The following is a 26,227-nucleotide window of genomic DNA, read 5'->3' as shown; positions in this document are numbered from 1 at the left end:
TCCCGACAGTGGGCGTTCGTCCATGACCCTGTGGTCCGCGCATCGGCCGCACAGCGGTTACGCCTGAGCGACGTGTTGGCACTTCCGGGGAGCGGGCTGGAGGCCGCCGCCGAGATCGAGCAGATCGCGGCGCAAGTCCGGTCCATGTGGGGAGTTCCGTCCGGTACAGCCCTGAACGTCGTCGACCTGCTGGAGGCTCACTAGGGCGCCGTGATCCGACTCGCCCTCGAACGCGCGGACGTCGATGCGCTCTCCCTGACCCTTCCCCAAACCACCCGGCTGTCGCCCTGGGTGAGGCAACCAAGCCTCCGAATCAAGATCGTTAGGGGTGTCTACCCGATCGCAGTGTCGTCCAAGTGGAGGTGACGAGCTTGAGATAGACGTCGCCCTTCGCCAGGGAGATCTCCGCAACCGAGTGGGCCAGCCGGAGCGCAGCTACGGCGTCTTTCGTCCCAAGAACCTGCAACTCTTCGAGGATCTCCACATAGTCACAGGGAAGCCGCCCGAGGCTCGACACGAGACTACTCTCGGCGAACGACGCTATGACCTGTGCAGCCGTCTCGCCTGGGCGGAGGGTGTACTTGCTCCACCTCCTCTCGACCTGACCTTCATGGTGCTGCCGGCTCGCCCTCGGCAGATTCAGATTGAGGTCGGCTGCGACCTCCGAGTGGTCCGGAGGTAGCGGAAGGCATGGGCGAGATCCAGGTAGTGCTGAGAGTACCGGGAAGATTCCGGTGACTGCGGCCCCATGCCGTCCATGAGGCCGACGATGAACTGCACCTCTTCGCCACCCCAACTGCTCGCCGCTGGTCGCAGATTCTCGATCAGCTGCGTGACGACCCCGATCTCCGTACGGACGTTCAGGTCCTCCTTCGCGAGCAGCTGTGCCTCCAACTGGGTCCTCGTCCCCAGGTATTGGCTTCCGCTGTCGTTGTCGGTCAAACGAAAGATGTCGAAGGTCCCGACGAGCTCCATGATGCGGCTGGACCCCTCGCGGCCGAGGATCCTCAACGGAAGTTCCAACGGAATCCTCAGCCCCCGGCAGCCGGCCACTAGCAACATCGACGTCAGCTGCTCGGCCGAGCTCCTCGCTTCGAACGAGAGGTCGGCCAGTTCTCCGTGCGGGTGGTCGGCAGGCATGAGCTCGTCGATGTTGAAGCCTGCGGCTTCGAGCGCCTGTGCCACCGCGCCGAGCCGTGGTCGATCAGACGAGGCGGCGACGCGGGACAACATTTCCAGGCCGCTCTCCGCCGCACGCATCTCGCGGGCCAGCCCCCGCCGCAGTCCCCTGTGAGTATCGGGCAGCACACGGTAGAGGAAGGCGAGGAACGAAGAGTCCACCGCGAGGCTGGTATCGCTCGGCATGGGTACGTCGAATCCACTCAACCAATCCTTCGCCCGGGCGATCTCGCTTCTGCTCAGAACAGCGTGGACACGGATGACGTTCTTGCTGTGCACCGGGGGCAGATAGCTGCTGCCGACGATAAGGACGCGCCGCCCCCTGGAGCGCAGCCTGCGCTGCAGTGTGTAGTACTCATCCATGTTGGCCATGCCGTCCCACACGAGCAGGGTAGGCAGCCCATGGTGCTCATCGGCCCAGGCGGCGAACGCATCGATGTCAGCGAGGTTGGGTTGGTCCCCGCGCCGGGAACGGTGCAGGACAGCTGCCTGCCCTGCACGCGCCACGTCCAGTGCCAGCGCGCACAGGGCCACCGACTTACCCGTCGCCGTCTGGCCGGCGACGACAATTGGCTTCGAGGGCACCGGCCCGTCGAGGCCGGCCTGCACCCGGCGAAGCAGGTCGGCCTCGAAGTCCCGTCTCAGGTTGTACCCGCTCGCGACCGCTTTCCAGTGCGGAGCACCTTCACTCGCTCCAAGGAAGTTGCGAAACCGCTGGTACCTGAGTGCGGAGGAAGCCGAGGTGAACGGTTCGAGTAGTTCGACATCGATGGGGCGCGGCGCCGATGATCCGATTCCATGTGCTTACGTCACGTCCGCGAAGCCGTCGCGGACCGGAATGAACCGCAGGCTCCTCGCGTCCCGGTCCACCATTCCCGGCCGGAGCTGCCCCGCCGCCTCCAGCTCGGCGAGCACGGCGGCGAAGGACTCGTCGTGCAGGACCAAGGTGCCCCGGTCAACTGCGGCACGTACAAACCGGTCTTCGCGCAACGTATCGGGGGCCGAGAACAGGTGCGCCTGGCCAGCCTGCAGTCGGCTGACGAAGGTGAACAGCTCCTGTGTAGTCAGCCAGTCGCCCACGCGGTAGCCCTCGATGACCACCACTCCCCGCGGGGTGACAAGCGTGTCCGCCAGGGTGTTCAGCGTCTCGACCGCACGGGAACGCGTCTCCACCTCCTGGATCACATCCGCTGGGGGACGCTCGTCCTCCGGAAGGCCCAGGCCTCCGAACAGGTAGCGGAGTTGGAGCTCCGTGGTGCTGCGCGGGTGTCTGCCGAGTTGAGCCTGCGCGGTCGGCACCACGCGGCGCCAGCCGGTGCTGAAGACGTCGGGCAGCACGGAGTCGATGCGTGAGGTGAAGACGCCGTTCCACGGGTACGTCGCGATCTCGGAGAGCCACGCAGGCACCTGCCGGATCCTGGCGGCGCTGTCGAACCTCCGGTACGCGGCAGCCATGTCCTCGTCGGCCGAGCCCAGAAGATCGGGCAGTCCCGGATCCGGTCGGCTTTGCTCGTCATCAGCGGCATGCTGGCCCAACAACAACATGGCGGGGCCCGCCAGCAGGCGAGCGAGCAAGGCGTGGATCGAAGCGTCCATATGCCTTCAGAGTAGCGGCAGCATCAGCTGGCAGAGCCCGCAATGATCCCCTTCCCATCTGACACGCCAGGCGAGAGTGGCAGTGCCTCGATGCCATCCAGGCTGCCAGCCGCATCGCTGACGGGTCTGCACTGTCGTAGCTCCCGAAAGCCCGGTGACCTCTACGTGGCGAGCCTTCCAGCCCCCCTCATTCCATGAGTGGATCGAGGAGAACCACGCCGCGCTGCTGGAACTGGCGTTGATCCGCTGTAACCGGCTGCTCGCCGAGTGGGCCACCACTCGTGTCTGGTTACTGCCCGGTTCCAGCATGCGGACCAGGTCAGGGCGTATCAGCATGGGGATATGAGCGCGCGCCGGGATCTGTATCACGCCGCCGCCGCGTTTGCCCTAGTTGCGTTCATGGCCTCCTGTTCAGGCAGCTCTGATCGCTCGCCCGGCGCGGACGGCAGCGCTGGCACTGCTGAACCGACGACAACCGACGCTGGTCCGCAGGCAGGCGTACCGCCGGGCGCCGAGGTACTTGGTACGGCGCGACCGGGCATGCCCTTCACCCTCACCGTCCTGGCCTCGGACACCGCCGCCGACCCGCACCGCTGGCAGTTCACCGTACGCAGCGTGGTCTGCGGCAAGCCGCTGGACCACGCGGTGCTGGCGTACGCCGCCGACGCGGTCGGCTCGCCCACCGCGACACCGACACCGGAGTCCAGCAAGCAGTTCTGCGTCCTGACCATGGAAGCGGTCAACGTGGGCAAGAGCATGGCGTTCTGGGACGCCAGCGACAGGGTAAGCCTGAACGTCGTAGACACCCGCTACACCGAGTCACAAAGGGACGCGCACTACGCCCTGGACTATGCCCAGTACTGGAACAGCAAAGGTGAGACCGCGCCGACCTTCGGTATCAACCCCGGCAGCAAGGGGCCGGTGCACGGGGTGTTCCAGATCCCGGCAGGGGAAAAACCCACCAGCCTCTGGGTCACATCCGGAACAGCCATCACGACGTTCGACGGCGTCCAACCCGGCTACCTGGTTCACCTCCCATGAGTCCGCCAGCTGAAACCGAATACCAGGACAGCGACTGGAGTGACCCGGCACTGGGCCAGGAGACCTTCGGCAAGTACGTAAACCGCTGGTACGAGGCTCAAGACCTGGCCGCCTCGACCATGCAGAACTATCGGCGTCATCTCGAGAAGCACCTGCTCCCCGAGTTCGAGGACAAGGCGCTCGCCAGCATCCTGCGCACGGACGTCAGCCTGTGGGAGAAGAAGGAGAAGGCCGTCTACGCAGCCTCCAGCGTCAAGACCTGGCGCTCGACCCTCCACCTGATCTTCGAAGACACATTCGACGAAGGTCTGATCACCTCTAACCCGGCCGCAAGGCGGCGCGGGCGCGGCAAGCGCGCCGGCCGCTTCCGGGGCCGTGGCCCGGAGAAGGTCATCACCGACGCACTCGGCATCCTGCTGACCGCCGAGCGGACCGCCATACTGTCCGGTCGCGACGATGAGTTCGTCGCCGTGGTCCTCACGGGTTACACGGGCATGCGCTGGGGCGAAGTCGTCGGCTTGGAGACGGAGTTCGCCCGCCGCGGCTCGATCCGCGTCGAGTGGCAGCTGTACGAACTCGACACCGGTGAGCTGGTGCGCTGCCCGCCCAAGGACGACAGTTACCGCAAGATCGACGCGATGGACTGGCTGTCGGCCCTGGTCGCCGACCACGTCGCCCGCACGAAGCCGACCCCTTGCCCGTGTCATGGCAAGACGTACGTCTTCCGCGGGCAGGGCGCGGCTCGCACCGGTGGCCACCAAGGCGCGAAGCTCGTCGACGTCGCTCGCCGTGCCGAAGTCTCCACGGGCACGGTGTCCAACGTTCTCAACCACCCCGACCGCGTCACCGAAGCCAAACGGTTGAAGGTGGAGCAGGCCATCGCGGACCTGGGTTTCGTGCGGGGCGGCGCGGTTTCGGAGCACGCTGCCCACTGGCGCCGAAACGGCTTCGCGACGTGGCTGTTCACGCCAGCAGTCTCCGGCTGGTACCCGAAGAAGGCACCGCAATCGGCACGCCCCGTTCCACTGCTTGGCGAGCCGTGGCCCGGCATCCCGGTACGAGGGCGCGGAGCCAGCCAGCGGGCCGACGCCTGCTGGCTCCCGATCGCCGAAGGACTCACACCCCACGGCCTTCGCCACGCCCACCGGACCGTGATGGAGGACCTCGGCACCGAGTGGGTCCTCATGGACGAACGCATGGGCCACATCGACGGCTCGGTCTCGGCGCGTTACGCCCATGTCACCCCAGGCATGCGCAAGCGCCTCATGCTCCATCTGACCGAGCAGTGGGCGGGAGCGCTCGACGCCCGACTGGCCCTATGCCCGACATCTCCGGTGCACGTGCTCGATGATCTCCTGCGCGCACGCGCGTCCGCGGTCCAATCCCCTCGCCATCGATCTCAACCCTGCTGCCGATCGCGATCGCGTTGCCCAGCCCACAGGTGTTGAGAGAGATCCCGGTGTGCCGCCCGGCGCCCCCGCCTTCACACGCCGCGCTCCCCCGCACAGACCGGACAACAAGGCCAGCGCCCGCGAGGCCCAAGCGGAAGACGGAAGCGATGACAACCATGCGGGTCTGCTCCGGCCCATCCCTCACGGCGCGTGAGTGAAAAACCGTTGGGCCCGGCCGCAAGTCCTACACATCGGTTCTGCTTGGCAATGACTTGTAGGGATGGAACAACGGCCAAGCGGTCGCCAGCATGCTCCCAGCAACCCCCTTGGCCACCGCTGCTGCACGCCCCTTGCACGTTTGGCCACCGGTCGGCCACCAGGAAGCGCCTGACCGGGCTTCCAGCCTGGCACTCCAGCAGAAGCAAGGTAAAGAAATAACAAAAGACCCAGGTCAGAGGCTATCTAACCTGGGTCTTCACTGAGCCGCTTTCGGGATTCGAACCCGAGACCTACGCATTACGAGTGCGTTGCTCTGGCCATCTGAGCTAAAGCGGCATGTCGCCCGCAACTATGGTGCGATCGGCAACGTCGGTAAGTCTACACAGTTTCCGAGGGTGCTTCGTACACGCCCCGGAAGGCGACCTCCGGGGCGTGCGGCGGGCTATGAGCAGCGCTTTCCGTTGGCCGGAGGGGTTCCCTCCAGCAGGTAGGCGTTGATCGCGGAGTCGATACAGGCGCTGCCGCGGCCGTAGGCGGTGTGGCCGTCACCGGCGTAGGTGAGCAGGCGGGCGGAGGAGAGCTGGTGGGCGAGGGACTTGGCCCAGGGGTACGGCGTCGCCGGGTCGCGGGTGGTGCCCACCACCACGATCGGATCCGCGCCCTTGGCCTCGATACGGTGCGGCTCCCCTGTGGCCCGCACCGGCCAGTACGCGCAGTTCAGGGACGCCCAGGCAAGGCCCTTGCCGAAGACGAGGGACGCCTTCTCGAAGGCCGGGAGGTCCTTCTCGACCTGTTCGGGGCTGTCGAAGGCGGGCGGGGTGTCGAGGCAGTTCACGGCGGCGTTGGCGAACATCAGGTTCGTGTACTGGCCGTCGCCGTCACGCTCGTAGTAGCTGTCCGAGAGCGCCAGCAGGCCGGCTCCGTCGTTGTTCTTCATCGCCGAGGTGAGCGCTTCGCGCAGCCGCGGCCAGGCCGCCTCGTCGTACATCGCGGCGATCACCCCGGTGGTGGCGAGGGCCTCGCCGAGCCTGCGGCCGTCTGCGCCGCCGGCCGGAACCGGGTGCGCGTCCAGCTTGCGGAAGAAGGCCGCGAGGTGGTCGCCGACCTGGGCCGGGGGCGTGCCCTTGCCGCCGAGCGGGCAGTCGGCGTGCCGGACGCAGTCCTTCGCGAACGCCTGGAACGCGGTCTCGAAACCCCTCGTCTGCTCCAGGTTCAGCTGCCGCGCGGACAGCGACGGGTCCATCGCGCCGTCCAGGACGAGCCGGCCCGCCCGCCCGGGGAACAGCCCGGCGTACGTCGCCCCGAGGAAGGTGCCGTAGGACGCGCCCACGTAGTTCAGCTTCCGGTCCCCGAGCACCGCCCGCAGGATGTCCATGTCCCGGGCGGCCTCCACCGTGGACACATGGCGCAGCAGTCGCGACGAGCGGGCCCCGCAGCGCTCCGCGAACTTCTTGAACCGCGCGACCAGTGCGTCCGTCTCCTTGCGGTCGTCGGGTGTGACGTCCGTCTGCGTGTACGCGTCCATCTGCCGCCCGTCCAGGCACTCGACGGGCTCGCTGCGGGCGACGCCGCGCGGGTCCATCGACACCATGTCGTAGCGGGCGCGGACCTCGGCCGGGTAGCCGATGCCGGCGAACTGCTGGAGGTAGCCGACCGCGGAGCCGCCCGGGCCGCCCGGGTTGACGAGGAGCGAGCCGAGCGGCCTGCCTTCGCCGGTGGCCTTCTTGCGGGCGACGGCGAGCCGTACGTCGCCCGCGCCGGGCTTGGCGTAGTCGAGCGGCGCCTTCAGGGTCGCGCACTGGAAGCCCTCGACGCCGCAGTCGCGCCAGGCGAGCTTCTGCCCGTAGTACGGCGCGAGCGCGGGCGGTGTCGAACTCGGCAGCGGGGCCAGCGCGGGCTGCGCCCCTTCGCTCGTCGCCGTCATCGAGCCGCCGGCGGAGCACGCGGTGAGGAGCAGCGCGGCTGCCGTGAGGGCGGTGGCCACGGCGCGGGCCGTGGCCTTGGTCTGGCGGGGGGTTCGCCTGGTGTGCATCAAGTGAGCGTAACGCTGAGCGATGAACTGGATGCGATGCGTGCTCTTCATGGCCCTTACGGGTGATGACGTCAACAACGCGATGGCCTGATCCCTGGACGAGTGAGCGACGAGTCCCGGACCGGCGCCCGGGCTCAGCCCGCTCTCAGAGCCATCGTCATCGCCTCCACCGCGAGCAGCGGCGCCACATTGCGGTCCAGGGCCTCCCGGCACGCGGAGATCGCCTCGATGCGGCGCAGTGTCGCCTGCGGTGAACTGGCGTGCGCCACCCGCTCCACCGCCTCCTCGGCGTCCGTGCTGGCCATCGCCACGCGGGAGCCGAACTGGAGGGCGAGCACATCGCGGTAGAAACCGGTGAGGTCGCCGAGGGCGACATCGAGGCTGTCACGCTGCGTCCGGGTTCTGCGCCGCTTCTGCATGTCCTCCAGGTCCTTCATCACGCCCGCGGTGCCGCGCGGCAGCCGTCCGCCCTGGGCCGCGCCCAGCGCGGCCTTCAGCTCCTCCGTCTCCTTGCCGTCCATCTCCTCGGCGAGTTGCTTGGCGTCCTCGGCCGCCGCGTCGACCAGTTGCTGGGCCGCCTTGAGGCAGTTGCCGACCTCGTCGAGGCGGATCGGCAGCTTCAGCACGGAGCCGCGGCGCTCCCGTGCGGCCGGGTCGGTGGCCAGCCGGCGGGCCCGGTCGACATGGCCCTGGGTGGCGCGGGCCGCAGCGGCAGCCACGTCCGGCTCGATGCCCTCGCGGCGTACGAGCATGTCGGCGACGGCGTCCACCGACGGTGTGCGCAGGTTGAGGTGCCGGCAGCGGGAGCGGATGGTGGGCAGCACATCCTCGATGGAGGGCGCGCACAGCAGCCAGACCGTGCGGGGTGCGGGCTCTTCCACGGCTTTGAGGACGGCGTTGGCCGACTTCTCGTTCAGCCGCTCGGCGTCCTCGACGAGGATCACCTGCCAGCGGCCGTTCGCCGGTGCCGTGAACGACTTGCGGACGGTGTCCCGCATGTCCCTGACGAGGATCTCGCTGCCGACCGCGGCGACCGTGGACACGTCCGCGTGGGTGCCCACCAGCGCCGTGTGGCAGCCGTCGCAGAACCCGCAGCCGGGGGCGCCGCCGAGCGCGCGGTCGGGGCTCACGCACTGCAGGGCCGCGGCGAAGGCCCGCGCCGCCTGGTTGCGGCCCGCACCGGGCGGGCCGGTGAACAGCCACGCGTGCGTCATCCTGGACGCCTCCGGCGGCGGCGCGTCCGCGGCGGCGGCGGTGACGAGGGCGTCGGCGTCCCGGGCTGCCGCGTCGAGCAGTTCGCTCAGCTTCTCCTGCCCGACGAGGTCGTCCCACACGGTCATGGGTCACGCCGCCCTTCCGTCACGTTCCGCGTTCCGGCATCCATTGTGCGGGCGCCCACTGACAACGGGTGCCGACCGCCTTCACCGACCGCTGTCCCCGACCGCCTTCACCGACCGCTGTCACCGACTGCCTTCGCGGACCGCCTTCACCGACCGCATCCGCGGACCTCATTCGGTGACCGGCATCCTGCGGCCGACCGGTCGCGGCAGGTCCCGTACCAGTTCGTGCCAGGTGCATGCCCACGCGGCCAGGCCCCGCGGAGCGGTCAGCCGCGCCGCCCCCGGCCCCGCCGGTCCTGGTTCTCGTCGTACTCCTCGGCCTCGTACGACCCGAGCAGTTCGTCCGCCAGCGACGGCAGGTCGTCCAGCGGTGTCTCCTCGGCCCAGTCGGGCCGCGGGCGGCGCCGGGCCGCGCCGCCGGCCTCGGCGTCCGCGTCGACCTGCGGCATCTCGCGCGTACGGTCCTCGGTGTCGCCGCCTGCCGCCGACGGCCGCTCGTCCCGGAAGAAGTCCCGCGGGACCCGGTCCACCGGATCGTCGGCCGGTACGGGCGGCAGCACGGCGGTCTCATCGGCCGCGCCCGGGGTGACCGGCGGCAGCACCGCCGTCTCGTCGGCGGCCCCCGGCGCGACCGGCGGCTGCGGCAGCTTCGCCGTCACCTCGGACTCGGACTCCGTCTCCCGGCCGGGTCGAACCCCGCCGTCCCGCTCCTCGCGCACCGGCCGCAGCACCGCCGTCTCGTCCGCTCCGGGCGTCACCACCGGCGTCTCCACGGTCGTGGCCTCCGGCGTCACTCCGGGAGCCGCCGGCCGCGGTGCCGCGGGCTGCTGGGCCACGGCATCGGCCGCGGCCGCCGCCTCGGCGGCCCGGCGCCTGGCCTCCTCGGCCCGCAGCAGCGCCTCTTCGGCCTTGCGCTGCTTCTCCTGGCGCCGCGCCTCCTCCTCGGCGCGGAGCCTGGCCTCCTCCTCGGCCTGCTTGCGCCGGCGGTCTTCCTCGGCCTTGCGGCGGGCCTCCTCCTCGGCACGGGCCTTCTCCTCGGCGAGGAGCCGCTGCCGCTCCTCCTCCGCCCGGCGCCTTGCCTCCTCGGCCCGCTGCCGGGCCTCCTCCGCCTGTCGTTCGGCCTCGCGCCGCTGCGCCTCTTCCAGCTCGCGCTGCTTGCGCTCCTCCTCCTCGGCACGCAGCCGGGCCAGCTGTTCCTGGCGCTCGCGCTCCAGGCGCTCCTCCTCGGCCTTGCGGGCGGCCTCTTCCTCGGCCTTGCGGCGGGCCTCCTCCTCGGCGGCCTTGCGGGCCTCCTCCTGCGCCTTGATCTCGGCCTCGGACAGCGGCAGCACGATGTCGAGACGGTGCCGGATGACGGTGGTGACGGCCTCCGGTTCCTGGCCCGCGTCCACAACGAGGTAGCGGCCGGGGTCGGAGGCGGCCAGCGTCAGGAAACCGGCCCGCACGCGCGCGTGGAACTCGGCGGGCTCCGACTCCAGCCGGTCCGGGGCCTCCGTGAACCGCTCGCGGGCGGTCTCCGGGGACACGTCCAGCAGGACGGTCAGGTGCGGGACCAGCCCGTTGGTCGCCCAGCGGTTGATCCTGGCGATCTCCGTCGGGGACAGGTCGCGGCCCGCGCCCTGGTAGGCGACCGACGAGTCGATGTAACGGTCGGAGATGACGACCGCGCCCCGCTCCAGAGCGGGCCGCACGACCGTGTCGACATGCTCGGCGCGGTCGGCGGCGTACAGCAGCGCCTCCGCGCGGTGGGACAGTCCGGCCGACGACACGTCCAGCAGGATCGACCGCAGCCGCTTGCCCACGGGTGTGGCCCCGGGCTCCCGGGTGAGGACGACCTCGTGTCCCTTGGCCCGGATCCACTCCGCGAGAGCCTCGGCCTGGGTGGACTTCCCGGAGCCGTCGCCGCCCTCCAGGGCGATGAAGAAGCCGTTCGCGGCGGGCGTCTGCGCCGGGTCGTCGCCGAGCAGCGCGTCGCGCAGGTCCTGCCGCAGCGGGACGCCGGCCCGGTCGTCGACCTTGGCCAGCACCAGCGCGGCCACCGGCAGCAGCAGCGCGCCGACCAGCATCAGTGTGAAGGCGGCGCCGCCGTGCGCGAACACGAACCTGCCGTTCTCCAGGCGGTGCGGCCCGATGAGAGCGGCCACCAGGGGCGCGATCAGCGCGCCGATCGCCACGAAGACCCGGACGACGGCGTGCAGGTGCTCGGTGGTGCGCGCCCGGCGGTGGTCCTCGGTCTCCTGGTCCAGCAGCGCGTGCCCGGTGTTGGCGGCCGCGCCCGCGCCGACCCCGGCCAGCGCGACGATCAGCAGCACGCTGGTGACGTCCGGGACGAGCCCGGCGGCGAGCAGGGCCACACCGGTGAACGCGATGGCCAGCGACAGCAGCCGACGGCGCGAGAGCGACGGCAGGACGGCGGGGGCGGTGCGGATGCCGACGACGACTCCACCGGTCAGCCCGAGCACCAGCAGGCCGTAGAGCACGGGGCCGCCACCGAGTTCCGTGGCGTGCAGCACCGAGACGGCTACGGCGGCGGAGATGGCTCCGGCGACGGCGGCGCAGGCCGGCACCAGCAGCGGGATCGCGCCCGTGCGGCCCTTGTCCACGCCGGTCCCGGTCCTGGGGCGGCGCAGTCCTTCGAGCGGGGACCGCGGGCGCGGGGTGCGCGTATCGGGCAGCTCAAGGAAGGTGACCACCGACAGGGACGCGGCGAACAGCCCGGCCGCCACATATGAGCCGAGCGCCACCTGGTGCTGGTCGAACCAGCCGACGCCGGTGCCGAGCAGGTTGTTCAGGAGTGCCCCGACGACCAGGGCGGCGGCGGCCAGAGGGACCGCGGTGAAGCTCGTACGCAGCGCAAGCCGGCGCAGGGCGTCCAGGTGGTCCGGCAGCGGCCGCACCGTCGCGCCCTCCGGGGGCGGGGCCGGCAGCAGCGCGGGGGCCGCGCTCTCCCGGCACACGGCCCAGAAGCGCTCGGCGACGCCGGTGACGAAGACGGTCACCAGGATGACGGCGAGCGCGTTGTCCGGTGTCCAGTCGATCCACAGCGGGGCGACGATCAGCAACGCGGCCCGCAGGCCGTCGGCGCCGACCATGGTCCAGCGGCGGTCGAGCGGGCCTTCCTGGGACGTGAGGGAGGCGAGCGGGCCGAGGAGGACGGCTCCGAAGAGCAGCGTCGCAAGGATGCGAACCGCGAACACGGCCGCCACCGCGAACGCCACGCCGCGGTAGCCGTCGCCGAACGAGCCCTCGACGATGGCCGCCTGAAGGGCGAGCACAACCAGCACCAGCAGCGCGAGGGTGTCCCCCACGCCGCCGACCAGCTGCGCGCTCCACAGGCGTTTCAGCTCCGGCTGGCGCAGCAGGGCACGGACGGCACGCTCGCGGGAGTCCGCCACGAGTGCGTCGTCGGGGGTCGTGCTGTGGGCCGTTGGCTGATCGGCTCGCGTCATGCGTTCAGCCTATCGGCAGCCACCGACAGCCAGCGGCGGCCGTCCGAACGTGCGCACGCCCCGACACCAAAGTGATGCCTGGGCGTGCCCTTCACGCACCGGATGTGCGCGATGTGGAGGACCGACGACGCCGGGCCCCCGCTGTCCGGGGCCGTCAGTCCTCCACGGACGCCCTGGAGGCCGTCGCCTTCTTCGCGGTGGTCTTCTTGGCCGTGGTCTTCTTCGCGGCGGTGGTCGCCTTCGTGGCCGACGTCTTCTTCGCCGCGGCCTTCTTCGCCGGGGCGGCCTTCTTGGCGGCCGTCTTCTTCGCCGTCTTCTTGGCAGGACCCTTCGCCCGCTTCTCAGCGAGCAGTTCGAAGCCGCGCTCCGGGGTGATCGTCTCGACGCTGTCGTCGGAGCGCAGGGTCGCGTTGGTCTCCCCGTCGGTGACGTACGGTCCGAAACGGCCGTCCTTGACGACCACCGGCTTGCCGCTGACCGGGTCCGCGCCGAGTTCCTTCAGCGGCGGCTTGGCGGCGGCGCGGCCACGCTGCTTCGGCTGGGCGTAGATCGCCTCCGCCTCCTCCAGCGTGATCGTGAAGAGCTGGTCCTCCGACTGCAGCGAGCGCGAGTCCGTGCCCTTCTTCAGGTACGGCCCGTAGCGCCCGTTCTGCGCGGTGATCTCCACGCCGTCCGCGTCCGCGCCGACGACCCGCGGCAGCGACATCAGGCGCAGCGCATCCTCCAGCGTCACCGTGTCCAGCGACATGGACTTGAAGAGCGAGGCGGTGCGCGGCTTGACGGCGTTCTTGCCCGTCTTCGGGGTTCCCTCGGGGAGGATCTCCGTGACGTACGGGCCGTAGCGGCCGTCCTTGGCGACGATCGGGCGGTCCGTCGCCGGGTCGGTGCCCAGGGAGCGCTCGCCGCTCGGCTTGGCGAGGAGTTCCTCGGCCAGTTCGACGCTCAGCTCGTCGGGCGCCAGGTCCTGCGGGACGTCGGCGCGCTGGTGCTGCTCGGTGTCCTTCTCGCCCCGCTCGATGTACGGGCCGTAGCGGCCGACCCGCAGCACGATGTCGTTGCCCACCGGGAACGACGACACCTCGCGCGCGTCGATCGCGCCCAGGTCGGTCACCAGTTCCTTGAGGCCGCCGAGGTGGTCCCCGTCGCCGTTGCCTGCGTCGGCCGCGCCACCCGTGGCCGTGCCCTCGCCGAAGTAGAAGCGCTTCAGCCACGGCACGGCCTTGGCCTCGCCGGCCGCGATGCGGTCGAGGTCGTCCTCCATCTTGGCGGTGAAGTCGTAGTCGACGAGCCGCCCGAAGTGCTTCTCCAGGAGGTTGACGACGGCGAAGGACAGGAAGGACGGCACCAGGGCCGTGCCCTTCTTGAAGACGTAGCCGCGGTCGAGGATCGTGCCGATGATCGACGCGTACGTCGACGGGCGGCCGATCTCTCGCTCTTCCAGCTCCTTGACCAGGCTGGCCTCGGTGTAGCGGGCCGGGGGCTTGGTGGCATGCCCGTCGACCGTGATCTCCTCGGCGCTCAGCGCGTCGCCCTCGGCGACCTGCGGCAGCCGGCGCTCACGGTCGTCCAGCTCGGCGTTCGGGTCGTCGGCACCCTCGACGTACGCCTTGAGGAAGCCGTGGAAGGTGATCGTCTTGCCGGACGCGCTGAACTCGACGTCCCGCCCGTCGGCGGCCGTGCCGCCGATCTTCACGGTGACGCTGTTGCCGGTCGCGTCCTTCATCTGGGAGGCGACCGTCCGCTTCCAGATCAGCTCGTAGAGCTTGAACTGGTCTCCGGTCAGACCGGTCTCCGCGGGCGTGCGGAAACGATCACCCGAGGGCCGGATCGCCTCGTGCGCCTCCTGCGCGTTCTTGACCTTCCCGGCGTACGTACGGGGCTGGGACGGCAGGTAGTCCGCGCCGTACAGCTGTGTGACCTGGGCACGGGCGGCGCTGATCGCGGTGTCGCTGAGCGTCGTGGAGTCCGTACGCATGTAGGTGATGTAGCCGTTCTCGTACAGCTTCTGCGCGATCTGCATGGTCGCCTTCGCGCCGAAGCCGAGCTTGCGGCTGGCCTCCTGCTGGAGGGTCGTCGTACGGAACGGGGCGTACGGCGAGCGGCGGTACGGCTTGGACTCGACGGACCGGACCGAGAAGCGGGTGTTCTCCAGGGCGGCGGCGAGGGCGCGGGCGTTCGCCTCGTCGAGGTGGAGGGTGTTCGCGCTCTTGAGTTGTCCCAGGGAGTCGAAGTCGCGGCCCTGCGCGACCCGCCTGCCGTCGACGCTCTGCAGGCGGGCGACGAGCGACGACGGGTCCGACGGATCCCCCGCGCGGCCGGTCGCGAAGGTGCCCGTCAGGTCCCAGTACTCAGCAGAACGAAAAGCGATGCGGTCGCGTTCCCGCTCGACCACGAGCCGGGTGGCGACGGACTGGACCCGGCCGGCGGACAGGCGCGGCATGACCTTTTTCCACAGGACCGGCGAGACCTCGTAGCCGTAGAGGCGGTCGAGGATGCGGCGGGTCTCCTGGGCGTCGACGAGCTTCTGGTTGAGCTGGCGCGGGTTGGCGACGGCGGCGCGGATCGCGTCCTTGGTGATCTCGTGGAAGACCATCCGCTTGACCGGGATCTTCGGCTTGAGGACCTCCTGGAGGTGCCAGGCGATCGCCTCGCCCTCCCGGTCCTCATCGGTGGCGAGGAAGAGTTCGTCGGAGTCCTTCAGCAGGTCCTTGAGCTTCTTGACCTGCGCCCTCTTGTCGGCGTTGATCACATAGATGGGCTGGAAGTCGTGCTCGACGTCCACGCCGAGGCGGCGCACCTCGCCGGTGTACTTGTCCGGCACCTCCGCGGCGCCGTTGGGAAGGTCGCGGATGTGCCCGACGCTCGCTTCGACTACGTAGCCGGGGCCCAGGTAGCCCTTGATCGTCTTCGCCTTGGCAGGCGACTCGACGATGACGAGTCGGCGGCCGCCCTGTGCGGTCTCGCTGGTCGGGGACAACTTCGCTCTTCTCTCCGGTCGACGCTTGGGCCTCCCCAGGCCATTGTCCCGGGGTCGGGTGGTGGTGACGCTGCGGAGTGTGACGGTACATCCCGCCCCCGTGTCAAACGGGAAAAGCCCGCAACGGCCACTCGAACGGTAACCCGACTACCGCCATTCCTGCCGCCCGGACCTCTCGGGGGCCCGTGCGGGCGTGCCCGGAGGGTGGCGCTCCCCTTACGCCCGGAACAGCAGGCGGGGCGCCGTCAGATGCGGGTGAAGCAGTACGCCCCGAGGCCCAGCGCGATCACCGAAGCGAGGCCGGTGAGGGTCGTCGATGCGACCCGACTCACACCGTGGGCGATGGGCTCACGGCGGTGCAGCCGCGTGCCGGTCCAGGCCAGCAGAGCGCCCCCGAACAGGGCGAACACCACTCCCGCGAAGATCGCCGGTCCGCTCTCCATGATTCCTCGCGCCCCTTTCCCCCCGTCCATGCATACCCAGCGCCGGGAGACTGGCACGCGCGGGCGGCGGACGGGCGAATCCGAGGTGAACGCGCGGTCGTCGCCGCTTCCCTCCCGCGTCCGGACCCCCACCCGTCCCAAACCGGCCGCCCACCTTGTTCCGGCCGATTTCCCGCACGGATGACACAACGGATGACACAGGTCACGGAGGGCGCCGGCTACGGATCACGGAGGGCCTATGGAGCACGGTGACGCACGGGTCACGGCGGCGCGCAAGTTACGTAGCCGCGTGGGTCACGGCTGGCACTCAGGTCACGGCAGGCACCACACCGCTGGCACGCGGGTCACGACTGGCACGCAGACCACGGTAGCTACACATGTCACCGATGGCATACAGCAGGCCCCTGATCACAGCAGACACGCATGCCACAAAGAGCGCATCAGTCACATGGCGCGCCTGACCGAACGGCCGGGAGCCGCACGAGGTCACCGCGGCGCGCACTCCACAGACACCACGGAAGCCACAGAGCGGCCCCCGCCAAGGGCGGGCGCCTCGTCACGCCGGCTCCAGGAAACCCTGTTCCACGAGGAGGCGGATCTGCGCCGGCGTACGGTCGCGCAGGACCACCGGGTCCTCGCCCAACAACTGGGCGATGGCGTCCAGAATGCGGCCCGCGCTCAGCGTGCCGTCGCACACGCCCGCGAAACCGGCGCCGACGGTGTCCACCTTGGTGGCGCGCCGCATCCCGCGGTTCTGGCGCAGCACGACATGCTCCGGGTCCTCGGCGCCGGGCAGTCCGACCTGCTCCTGCACGACCTCCGCGACGAGCCGGAAGTGGCTGTCGAGCAGGGCCGCGTCGTCATACTCCCGGAGGTAGTCGAGGCGGGCGAAGTGCGCCCGGACCGCCTCGCCGAGCGGCTGTTCGATCGGATGCGGCCATTCCTCCACGGTGACGGAGGGCGCCGCGTCCTCCGTCCTGCGCAGCGTGATCCATCCGAACCCCACCGCCCTGACCTTGCGCGCCTCGAACTCGTCGAGCCAGGCGTCGTACCGCGCCTGATACTCGGCGGCGTCCCCACGGTGGTCGCCGGCGTCCCTCAGCCACAGCTCGGCGTACTGCGTGATGTCCTGCACCTCGCGCTGCACGACCCAGGCATCGCACCCGCGCGGCACCCACGATCTGATCCTGTCCTGCCAGTCCTCCCCTTCCACGTGTTGCCAGTTGGCGAGGAACTGCGCGAACCCGCCCACGTTCAGCCGTTCCCTCGACTCCTGAACGAGCGAGCGGCACAGATCGTCCCCGCCCATTCCACCGTCCCGGTAGGTCAGCCGGGCGCGGGGCGAGATCACGAAGGGCGGGTTCGAGACGATCAGGTCGTACGTCTCCCCCTCCTTGACCGGCTCGAACAGCGATCCCTCGCGCAGGTCGGCGGCAGGGGCACCGGACAGGGCGAGGGTCAGTGCGGTCATATGCAGGGCGCGCGGGTTGACGTCGGTCGCCGTCACGCGCGTGGCGTGCTGGGCGGCGTGCAGGGCCTGGATCCCCGAGCCGGTGCCGAGGTCGAGCGCGGCGGCCACGGGCGTGCGTACGGTGATGCCGGCGAGCGTGGTGGAGGCGCCGCCGACCCCGAGCACGACCCCCTCGTCACGGTTCCCGATGCCGCCCGCGCCGCCGACCGCGCACCCGAGGTCGGACACGATGAACCAGTCCTCGCCGCCCGGACCGCCGTACGGCCGTACGTCCACGGTCGCGGCGACCTCGTCCCCGCCCGTGCGCACCAGCCAACTGCTGTCCAGGCACTCCGGCAGGGGCAGCACGTCCGCCACGCGCGCGTACAGAACGGGCTGCTGGAGCAGGAACAGCCGTACGAGCGTCTCCAGCGGCGTGTCACCGCGGGTCGCCCGGAGCGCGGGCACGGTCTCGCTGCGGGCCAGTGCCGCATAGGCCGGGGCGCCGAGCAGTTCGAGCAGCCCGTCGGCGGTGAAGGAGGCGCCGAGCAGGGCCTCACGCAGCCGGGCGGCGACATCGGGGCGGTCGGAGGACGGCAGGGAGCGCAGGGTGGCGTTACTCACGTGTCCCATTGTGTCCGCTCGTACGGGCGGTGCACGCACCCGAGCCCTCCCGGAGTCGGCCCCGCCACAGCCCCCGGATCAGCTCGCGGTCTGCGAGGCCGACGCGGACGCCGACTTGCAGGTCTCCTGCTTGGCCATCGCCTTGCCGACGTCGCCCTCCTCCAGGTTCTTGAGCGCGTCGTTACCGGTCTTGCTCAGCTTGGACAGCTCCGTCGCGATGTCCTTGAGACCGTCGGCGAACTTCCCCTGGTTCTTGGTGTCCAGCTCGTCGACCTGCTTCTTCAGGGACGCGTACTGCGCCGAGATGGCGTTCAGCTCCTTGACGGCGTCCTGCTGCTTCTTCTCACCGCCGTCGACGGCGGGCGCCCCGGCCGAGCTGACGGCGGTACCGATCGCCTTGTAGGCGTTCGACATGTCCTGGAAGGCCCGCGCGTCCGTCTTCTGCACGTCCGCCGGTGCGCTGTTGTCCGAGGTCTGCTTCTGTATCGCGGTGTTGGCGGCCGCGATCTTCTTGGCCTGCGGCTGCACCGCGTCGCAGACCTGCTTGGCCCAGGCGTCCAGCTTTTCGTTGGTGTCGTCGCCGCTGCATCCCGTCAGCGCCAGCGCCAGTACCGCGCCGCCGGACAGTGCGGCCGCGAGCTTCTTGTTCACCGGATCGGTCCCTTCCGTGGCTCTCGGCCCCCGGACCTTACACGCCGCACCGTCCGCATCCGCACGCCATACGTCCGTTAAGAGAACTTTTAATGGCATTTACTCCAGGGGAGAGAAGGCTCACGGTCGCAGCGGCGGGCGCGCGCACGTGAAGCGGGCGGGCGGCGCGTCAGTACGCGCCGCCCGCCCTTTGAGCGACCTTGGCAGGACCGCCTACGGAACCACCGCGGGACCGGCCGACTCGGACACCCGCTCGGCGTCCTCCTCCTCGTCCCCCACGGCGATGCCACGCCGCTTGGAGGCGTACACCGCGCCGACGATGACCACGAGCGCGAGGACCGCGATCAGGATCCGCACGCCGAGGCTCTTGTCGCTGCCGTAGGAGAACTTGATGATGGCCGGCGCGATCAGCAGCGACACCAGGTTCATCACCTTCAGCAGCGGGTTGATCGCGGGTCCCGCGGTGTCCTTGAAGGGGTCGCCTACGGTGTCGCCGATCACCGTGGCCGCATGGGCCTCACTGCCCTTGCCGCCGTGGTTGCCGTCCTCCACGAGCTTCTTGGCGTTGTCCCAGGCGCCGCCGGAGTTGGCGAGGAACACGGCCATCAGCGTGCCCGCGCCGATGGCGCCGGCCAGATACGAGCCGAGCGCGCCGACGCCGAGCGTGAAGCCGACGAAGATGGGCGCCATCACGGCCAGCAGGCCCGGCGTGGCCAGCTCCCGCAGGGCGTCCTTGGTGCAGATGTCGACGACCCTGCCGTACTCGGGCTTCTCGCTGAAGTCCATGATCCCGGGCTTCTCGCGGAACTGCCGGCGCACCTCGAACACCACGGAGCCCGCCGACCGCGACACGGCGTTGATGGCGAGCCCGGAGAAGAGGAAGACGACCGCAGCGCCCGCGATGAGGCCGACGAGGTTGTTGGGCTGCGAGATGTCCAGCATCAGGGTCATCGGCGCGCCCGCCCCGGAGAGCTTTTCACCGACGTCGTGCGCCCCGGTCGTGATCGCGTCGCGGTACGACCCGAACAGCGCCGAAGCCGCCAGGACGGCGGTGGCGATCGCGATGCCCTTGGTGATGGCCTTGGTGGTGTTGCCGACCGCGTCCAGGTTGGTGAGCACCTGCGCGCCGGCGCCCTCGACGTCGCCGGACATCTCGGCGATGCCCTGTGCGTTGTCGGAGACCGGGCCGAAGGTGTCCATGGCGACGATCACACCGACGGTGGTGAGCAGGCCGGTACCGGCCAGCGCGACCGCGAACAGCGCCAGCATGATCGACGTACCGCCGAGCAGGAACGCGCCGTAGACGCCGAGTCCGATCAGCAACGCGGTGTAGACGGCCGATTCGAGGCCGATCGAGATGCCGGCGAGCACGACGGTGGCCGGGCCGGTGAGCGAGGTCTTGCCGATGTCGCGCACGGGGCGGCGAGAGGTCTCGGTGAAGTAGCCGGTGAGCTGCTGGATCACCGCGGCGAGCAGGATGCCGATCGCCACCGCGACCAGGGCGAGGATCCGCGGATCGCCGTCCTTGCCGCTGATCGCCGCGTCCGTGACGCCGCTGAGGTCGGAGTACTTCCCCGGCAGATAGACGAAGACCGCCACCGCCACCAGGGCGAGCGAGATCACGGCCGAGATGAAGAAGCCACGGTTGATCGCGGACATGCCGCTGCGGTCGGCCCGGCGCGGGGCGACCGCGAAGATGCCGATCATGGCGGTGATCACACCGATGGCCGGCACCAGCAGCGGAAAGGCGAGCCCGGAGTCACCGAACGCCGCCTTGCCGAGGATCAGCGCGGCGACCAGGGTCACGGCATACGACTCGAACAGGTCGGCCGCCATGCCCGCACAGTCGCCGACGTTGTCGCCCACGTTGTCGGCAATGGTCGCGGCATTGCGCGGGTCGTCCTCCGGAATGCCCTGCTCGACCTTGCCGACCAGGTCGGCGCCGACGTCGGCGGCCTTGGTGAAGATGCCGCCCCCGACCCGCATGAACATGGCGATCAGGGCGGCCCCGAGGCCGAAGCCCTCAAGCACCTTCGGCGCGTCGGCCGCGTACACCAGCACGACACAGGAGGCGCCCAGCAGGCCGAGCCCCACCGTGAACATGCCGACGACGCCGCCCGTACGAAAAGCGATCTTCATGGCCTTGTGAGAGACGGTGGTGAGATCCTTTTCCGGTTCTCCCTCCGCCGGTGTCGCCTCCCGGGCCGCCGCGGCGACGCGCACATTACTGCGCACGGCGAGCCACATGCCGATATAGCCGGTGGCCGCCGAAAACGCCGCGCCGATCAGGAAGAACACCGACCGTCCGGCACGCTGATTCCAGTCGTCCGCGGGCAGCAGCATGAGCAGGAAGAACACGACGACGGCGAAAATGCCGAGTGTGCGCAGCTGGCGGGCCAGATAGGCGTTGGCGCCTTCCTGGACCGCCGCAGCGATCTTCTTCATGCTGTCGGTGCCCTCGCCGGCCGCGAGCACCTGGCGCACCAGGATCCCGGCTACCACGAGCGCGGCCAGCGCGACGACCACGAAGACCGCCACCAGGACACGGTTGCCGTCGGTCAGGACTGCGGCTGCGAGGGTTGTGGGGTGGCCCAACTGATGAGGGGTAGAAAGCCCCGCCATTCGTCCTCCTTGACGCTTGGGCTGAGCTCAAGATGTGGACGGATTGTAGGTACCGGAACCTGATCAAAACAGAGCGCGGTAGACGGAATTAGCCTTCACTTGCTCTTCAGCAAATGATCGACGCCACGCCAGCGAACCCGAAAGCGGTAATGCCTCAAAAGCATTGACGCCCGCATTGACGCTTGATCAAATTATCGGGTCATTGATCGTGAATTTCTTCACGAATTCCGGCGGCGGTGGCAGACAACAACACGAAAGGCCCTGCTGAGCAGGGCCCTTGAGTGTGACGCCCGACGGGGCGCACGCCACGGACGGAGCCGGCAGGGTGCCGACGGGGTGCCGGTGGCAGGTGATCGCACCGGCGGAGAGCCGGTGGTACGGAACGTCTCAGCCGAGCGCGACCGCCGGCGGCGTGGTCGGCCAGGTCATACGGATCTGCCCGCCGTGCTCTCCGGCGGTCACCTCCACGTCGTCGACGAGGCCGCTGATGACCGCGAGGCCCATCTCGTCCTCCTCGGCCTCCGCGTCCGCGTCGTGTCCGGGCCCGCCGGGCGCCCGGTCACCCGGGGCCGAACGGGGCGCCTCGTCGCCGACCTCGATGGAGAACTGCTTCTCCTCCTCGACCAGCACCACCTTCACCGGCGCGGTGATACCGGAACTCTGGTGCAGCCCGACGGCGCGGGAGCATGCCTCGCCCACGGCGAGCCGGACCTCGTCGAGTACGGCCTCGTCCACCCCGGCCCTGCGCGCCACCGCTGCCGCCACCAGTCGGGCGGTCCGGACGTGCTCGGGCAGCGCGCTGAAACGGAGTTCAACGGTGGCCATGCATCCCCCTCGGAACTTCGGGCGTGCGGTCGGGGGGCCGGGCCGCCGAAAGCCCCGCCCCCCTGATCAACTTGTACGGCCCGGGCCATCGGCCCGGGACGTGGTCCTACGGCGGACCGGGCCGCTCAACGACCCGGATCCGGTCGACGGACCAAGGTCAGTCGGTGGCCGCAACCGCTTCCTCGACCGAGGTGTGAATCGGGAACACCTTGGTGAGGCCGGTGATGCGGAAGATCTTGAGAATGCGCTCCTGGTTGCAGACCAGGCGCAGGGAGCCCTCATGGGCACGCACTCGCTTCAGGCCACCGACCAGCACGCCGAGCCCGGTGGAGTCGAGGAAGTCCACGCCCTCCATGTCGACGACGAGGTGGAAATTCCCGTCGTTCACCAGCTCGACCAGCTGCTCGCGCAGCTTGGGCGCGGTATATACGTCGATTTCGCCACCGACCTCGACGACCGTACGATCGCCGACGGTACGGGTCGACAGGGACAGGTCCACGGATCCTCCAGCACCTTGCTATCGAGCGGTCGCCCCTCGGGACACCTCGGCTTGCGGCCCCCGGGACGTACGCCAGCCGCGATGGCATTCAATCACTTACCGGCAGGCGTGCACGACGCCTTGGCCCCATTGTCCGTCACACCGGTGACACACTCGGTCCCGATGGCCAAGAATCACCGATCCGATCGACCCCCGACGGACGCCGCATCCCGCTCCCCGGGCACGGTCCTGCACCGGCTCGCCTCGGGGCCGAGCCGGTCTGCGCGCATCACTCATACGGAGCACTTGCCCCCGCGCGCGGGACGCCATGCCGTCTGGCCCGACCGGATCCGTGCGGAGGTCGTCGCGGCCGTCCAGGCCGCGGGCATCGACCACCCCTGGGCCCATCAGGCCCTGGCCGCCGAGCACGCCCTCGACGGCGACTCGGTGATCGTCTCCACGGGCACCGCCTCCGGCAAGTCACTGGCATACCTCGTGCCGGTCCTGTCGGCCCTCCTGGACGGTTCCGAGGCCCCGAACGGCCGCGGCAGCACCACGCTGTACCTGGCCCCCACGAAGGCCCTCGCGGCGGACCAGTGCAGATCGGTGAAAGAACTTTCACAACCGCTCGGCACCGCGGTACGTCCCGCCGTCTACGACGGAGACACGCCGTTCGAGGAACGCGAGTGGATCCGCCAGTACGCGAACTACGTCCTCACCAACCCGGACATGCTGCACCGGGGCATACTGCCCTCACACGCCCGCTGGTCCTCCTTCCTGAAGTCCCTGAAGTACGTCGTCGTCGACGAGTGCCACACCTACCGGGGGGTCTTCGGCTCGCACGTCGCCCAGGTACTGCGCCGACTGCGCCGCCTCTGCGCCCGCTACGGCGCCTCCCCCGTGTTCCTGCTGGCCTCCGCGACCGCCGCGGAGCCGTCCGTGGCGGCCCGCCGGCTGACCGGCCTGCCGGTCGTCGAGGTCGCCGACGACGCCTCTCCCCGAGGGGAACTCGTGTTCGCCCTCTGGGAACCTCCGCTCACCGAGCTGCACGGCGAGAAGGGCGCACCCGTCCGCCGCACCGCCACCGCCGAGACCGCCGACCTGCTGACCGACCTCACCGTGCAGGGCGTGCGCTCGGTCGCCTTCGTCCGCTCCCGGCGCGGCGCCGAGCTGATCTCGGTAATCGCCCAGGAACGCCTGGCCGAGGTCGACCGCTCCCTGCCCGGGCGCGTGGCGGCCTACCGGGGCGGCTACCTCCCCGAGGAGCGTCGCGCCCTGGAACGCGCCCTGCACTCCGGCGAGCTGCTGGGCCTGGCCGCCACGACCGCCCTGGAACTCGGCGTCGACATCTCCGGGCTGGACGCCGTGGTGATCGCCGGATACCCGGGCACGCGCGCGTCCCTGTGGCAGCAGGCGGGCCGCGCCGGACGCTCCGGCCAGGGCGCCCTTGCGGTCCTGGTCGCCCGCGACGACCCGTTGGACACCTACCTCGTACACCACCCCGAAGCCCTGTTCGAGCAGCCCGTGGAGTCCACGGTCCTCGACCCCGACAACCCGTACGTCCTGGCCCCGCACCTGTGCGCGGCCGCCGCGGAAGTCCCGCTCACCGAAGAGGACCTGGAGCTGTTCGGCCCGGCCTGCGCGGAGCTGCTGCCGCAGCTGGAGGCCGCGATGCTGCTGCGCCGGCGGACCAGGTCCTGGCACTGGACGCGCCGCGAGCGGGCCGCCGACCTGACCGACATCCGCGGCGCGGGCGGCACGCCGGTGCAGGTCGTGGAGGCCGGGACGGGACGCCTGCTGGGCACGGTCGACGCGGGCGCCGCGCACTCGACCGTGCACGAGGGCGCGGTCCATCTGCACCAGGGCCGCACCTACCTGGTGCGCTCGCTCGACCTGGAGGACTCGGTCGCCCTGGTCGAGCAGGCGGAACCGGCCTACTCGACGGTCGCCCGCGACACCACGTCCATCTCCGTCCTGGAGACGGACATCGAGGTCCCCTGGGGCGCGGGCCGGCTCTGCTACGGCTCCGTAGAGGTCACCAACCAGGTCGTCTCCTTCCTGCGTCGACGTGTCATCACCGGTGAAGTGCTGGGCGAGTCGAAGCTCGACCTCCCTCCTCGTACGCTGCGGACGCGCGCGGTGTGGTGGACGGTCACCGAGGACCAGTTGGACGAGGCCCGGATCAACCCGGAGATCCTCGGCGGCTCCCTGCACGCCGCCGAGCACGCCTCGATCGGCATGCTGCCGCTCTTCGCCACCTGCGACCGCTGGGACATCGGGGGCGTCTCGGTGCCGCTGCACCCCGACACGCTCCTGCCGACGGTCTTCGTGTACGACGGCCACCCGGGCGGCGCGGGCTTCGCCGAACGCGCCTTCCACACCGCCCGCGACTGGCTGGCCGCCACCCGCGAGGCCATCGCCGCCTGCGAGTGCGACGCCGGCTGCCCGTCCTGCATCCAGTCCCCCAAGTGCGGCAACGGGAACGAGCCGTTGCACAAGCGAGGAGCGGTACGACTCCTCACGACCCTGCTGCGGGATGCCCCGCGGGAGCCGGGGCCCCCGCAGGAGACGCCGGATGCCGGGCACGCGCCGGGGGCTGGGCACGCGCCAGAGGTTGCGCACGCGCCGGAGGCTGGGCAGACGCCGGGCGCTGAACGGACTCCGGGGCTGGAGCAGGTTCCAGAGGTCGGGCACGCGCCGGAGGTCGGGCAGGCGCCAGAGGTCGGGCACGCGCCGGGCGCTGAACGGACTCCAGGGCTGGAGCAGGCGCCGGGCCCCGGGGAGACGCCGGGACCTGCGCGGGTTTCGGAATCCCAGTAGCCGCCGCGGCACGAGAAGACATCGCGATCTGAGCAGCCGTCTGAACGGACGCCGGTTCCTGTGCGGACGCCGGCCCCCGGTGGGAGGCCGCGTCCGGAGCCGGCGCAACGGTCGGCGAGGGTGCGGGCAGCGGGTCCCGCGCAAGCGGCCCCGCAGGACCGGCCCGCGCCCTGACCTGCGCCGCGAACGGCCCGCCACCGGCCGCCGCGGTGACGTCCGAGGTCTCCCCGACGATCACGCACCGCACCAGCCGCGTGCCCTGCGCGCCCGCCACCCGCTCGGCCCGGGCACAGGCCCCCTGCGTGCCCTCGGACCAGTGGTCCGCCGCCGCGAGTGCCGCGAGATCCGCGCCGCCCGCCGCCCGATGCCGGATCACGACGGCCTGCCCCAGGGCGAGCACGACGCCGAACACCACGCACAGGACAGCGATCGCCCCGACGCTCCAGACGGTGGCGGACCCCTCGTCCGAAAACCGCGCGGCGCCCCACCCAGGTGAGCGCCCCGAGAGCCGCCCCCGAAGCCGTCCAGTGAGACCACCCAGGAATCGCCCCCGATGCCGCCCACTGAAACCACCCGGCAACCGTCCCCGGCGCCCGCCAGTCGGACGGCCCGAGAGACAGCCACGACCCTGCCGGGGAAGACAGCCGAGACGGTCCGGGCGGCGGCCCCCGCGCCATCCGGGCAACCGGCTCCGGACGGAGCAGCGGAAGCGCTCCGGCACACGGCGTCTCATGGGCTCGCCTCCCCCGTCGGCGGTGCCCCCACTGTCTCCTCCGCGGCCGCCACGGCCTCCTCCCGCACCTCCAGGGGCAAGGCGCCGAGCAGTGGCGGCCGCGCCACGACCGTGACGCGCACCTGGTCCCCCTCGCGGGCGACCGTGACCTTCGCGCCGCCCGGTGCCGCCGCGCGGGTGACCTCCACGACCGCATCGTCGGGATCCTGCCGGGCCGCCGCCCGCGCACCCGTCCTGGCCGCGTCCACGCACTGGATCTGCGCCGCCACCACGAACAGCCCCCAGACAAGTGCCATCGTGAACGCCACCAGTACGGGCAGCACCACGGCCGCCTCTGCCGTCACGAACCCCGCGTCG

17 protein-coding genes, 1 tRNA gene and 1 pseudogene are annotated in these 26,227 nt (G+C 70.5%); 4 read left to right on the top strand and 15 right to left on the bottom strand.

Annotation, left to right across the window (positions count from 1 at the left end; translation table 11 throughout):
• The first annotated feature begins 72 nt into the window (after positions 1 to 72).
• Positions 73 to 204 carry a hypothetical protein gene (locus tag ACFYTE_RS27375; protein WP_388715658.1) on the top strand — a complete coding sequence of 44 codons (132 nt, stop codon included), beginning with the start codon at positions 73 to 75 and terminating at the stop codon, positions 202 to 204.
• A gap of 435 nt (positions 205 to 639) precedes the next feature.
• Here ACFYTE_RS27375 and ACFYTE_RS27370 read toward each other — a convergent pair whose 3' ends face one another.
• Both ACFYTE_RS27370 and ACFYTE_RS27365 read right to left on the bottom strand, forming a co-directional pair.
• Entirely contained in the window at positions 640 to 1,788 is a 1,149-nt protein-coding gene (locus ACFYTE_RS27370; protein WP_388715655.1) for a hypothetical protein, read from the bottom strand.
• Between the two features lie 195 nt (positions 1,789 to 1,983).
• Entirely contained in the window at positions 1,984 to 2,775 is a 792-nt protein-coding gene (locus tag ACFYTE_RS27365; protein WP_388715651.1) for a hypothetical protein, read from the bottom strand.
• Positions 2,776 to 3,117: 342 nt separating this feature from the next.
• Here ACFYTE_RS27365 and ACFYTE_RS27360 point away from each other — a divergent pair, with 342 nt between their 5' ends.
• Together ACFYTE_RS27360 and ACFYTE_RS27355 are read left to right on the top strand one after the other, a co-directional pair.
• Positions 3,118 to 3,816: a hypothetical protein gene (locus ACFYTE_RS27360; RefSeq protein ID WP_388715648.1), complete on the top strand. Its 699-nt coding sequence runs from the start codon at positions 3,118 to 3,120 to the stop codon at positions 3,814 to 3,816.
• The gene (locus ACFYTE_RS27355) at positions 3,813 to 5,264 is read left to right on the top strand and encodes a LacI family DNA-binding transcriptional regulator (protein WP_388715645.1); all 1,452 of its coding nucleotides are present in this window, start codon (positions 3,813 to 3,815) and stop codon (positions 5,262 to 5,264) included. Before ACFYTE_RS27360 ends, ACFYTE_RS27355 begins: the two co-directional genes overlap by 4 nt.
• 424 nt (positions 5,265 to 5,688) lie before the next feature.
• Here the strand turns inward: ACFYTE_RS27355 and ACFYTE_RS27350 are convergent.
• The 11 genes from ACFYTE_RS27350 to bldG all read right to left on the bottom strand — a co-directional run bounded on the left by ACFYTE_RS27350 (position 5,689) and on the right by bldG (position 22,338).
• Positions 5,689 to 5,762: transfer RNA gene (locus ACFYTE_RS27350), tRNA-Thr, on the bottom strand.
• 106 nt (positions 5,763 to 5,868) lie between these two features.
• On the bottom strand, positions 5,869 to 7,458 hold the full coding sequence (locus ACFYTE_RS27345; protein WP_388715642.1) for an alpha/beta hydrolase: 1,590 nt from the start codon (positions 7,456 to 7,458) through the stop codon (positions 5,869 to 5,871).
• Between the two features lie 134 nt (positions 7,459 to 7,592).
• Positions 7,593 to 8,798, bottom strand: a complete 1,206-nt coding sequence (locus ACFYTE_RS27340; RefSeq protein WP_388715641.1) for a DNA polymerase III subunit delta' — start codon at positions 8,796 to 8,798, stop codon at positions 7,593 to 7,595.
• Between the two features lie 266 nt (positions 8,799 to 9,064).
• Positions 9,065 to 12,247: a dTMP kinase gene (gene tmk / locus ACFYTE_RS27335; RefSeq protein ID WP_388715638.1), complete on the bottom strand. Its 3,183-nt coding sequence runs from the start codon at positions 12,245 to 12,247 to the stop codon at positions 9,065 to 9,067.
• Positions 12,248 to 12,401: 154 nt separating this feature from the next.
• Positions 12,402 to 15,224, bottom strand: a complete 2,823-nt coding sequence (gene topA, locus ACFYTE_RS27330; RefSeq protein ID WP_388715635.1) for a type I DNA topoisomerase — start codon at positions 15,222 to 15,224, stop codon at positions 12,402 to 12,404.
• Positions 15,225 to 15,469: 245 nt separating this feature from the next.
• Positions 15,470 to 15,667, bottom strand: a complete 198-nt coding sequence (locus ACFYTE_RS27325; RefSeq protein WP_388715632.1) for a hypothetical protein — start codon at positions 15,665 to 15,667, stop codon at positions 15,470 to 15,472.
• Between the two features lie 556 nt (positions 15,668 to 16,223).
• Positions 16,224 to 17,750, bottom strand: coding sequence for a methyltransferase (locus ACFYTE_RS27320; RefSeq protein WP_388715629.1), 1,527 nt, complete (start codon positions 17,748 to 17,750; stop codon positions 16,224 to 16,226).
• 69 nt (positions 17,751 to 17,819) lie between these two features.
• Positions 17,820 to 18,392, bottom strand: a complete 573-nt coding sequence (locus ACFYTE_RS27315) for a small secreted protein (protein ID WP_388715626.1) — start codon at positions 18,390 to 18,392, stop codon at positions 17,820 to 17,822.
• Between the two features lie 213 nt (positions 18,393 to 18,605).
• Complete coding sequence (locus ACFYTE_RS27310) at positions 18,606 to 21,014, bottom strand: sodium-translocating pyrophosphatase (RefSeq protein WP_388715623.1); 2,409 nt, start codon at positions 21,012 to 21,014, stop codon at positions 18,606 to 18,608.
• Between the two features lie 387 nt (positions 21,015 to 21,401).
• Positions 21,402 to 21,839 (bottom strand): ATP-binding protein, encoded by a 438-nt coding sequence (locus ACFYTE_RS27305; protein WP_388715620.1) that lies wholly within the window; start codon positions 21,837 to 21,839, stop codon positions 21,402 to 21,404.
• A gap of 157 nt (positions 21,840 to 21,996) precedes the next feature.
• On the bottom strand, positions 21,997 to 22,338 hold the full coding sequence (gene bldG / locus ACFYTE_RS27300) for an anti-sigma factor antagonist BldG (RefSeq protein WP_010986038.1): 342 nt from the start codon (positions 22,336 to 22,338) through the stop codon (positions 21,997 to 21,999).
• Between the two features lie 81 nt (positions 22,339 to 22,419).
• On the opposite strand from bldG, the gene ACFYTE_RS27295 reads away from it, so the two are divergent.
• Entirely contained in the window at positions 22,420 to 25,137 is a 2,718-nt protein-coding gene (locus tag ACFYTE_RS27295) for a DEAD/DEAH box helicase (protein ID WP_388715617.1), read from the top strand.
• 214 nt (positions 25,138 to 25,351) lie between these two features.
• Here the strand turns inward: ACFYTE_RS27295 and ACFYTE_RS27290 are convergent.
• Together ACFYTE_RS27290 and ACFYTE_RS27285 are read right to left on the bottom strand one after the other, a co-directional pair.
• A pseudogene (locus ACFYTE_RS27290) lies at positions 25,352 to 25,870 on the bottom strand (Rv3654c family TadE-like protein); the annotation flags it as partial.
• Positions 25,867 to 26,214, bottom strand: coding sequence for a TadE family type IV pilus minor pilin (locus ACFYTE_RS27285; protein WP_388715614.1), 348 nt, complete (start codon positions 26,212 to 26,214; stop codon positions 25,867 to 25,869). The gene ACFYTE_RS27285 and the pseudogene ACFYTE_RS27290, both read right to left, overlap by 4 nt.
• Positions 26,215 to 26,227: the final 13 nt, after the last annotated feature.

Source organism: Streptomyces sp. NPDC004629 (genome assembly GCF_042873595.1).
Classification (GTDB): Bacteria; Actinomycetota; Actinomycetes; order Streptomycetales; family Streptomycetaceae; genus Streptomyces.
Note: the sequence above shows the minus strand (reverse complement) of the source record. Positions and strands in the feature narration are given on the sequence as shown.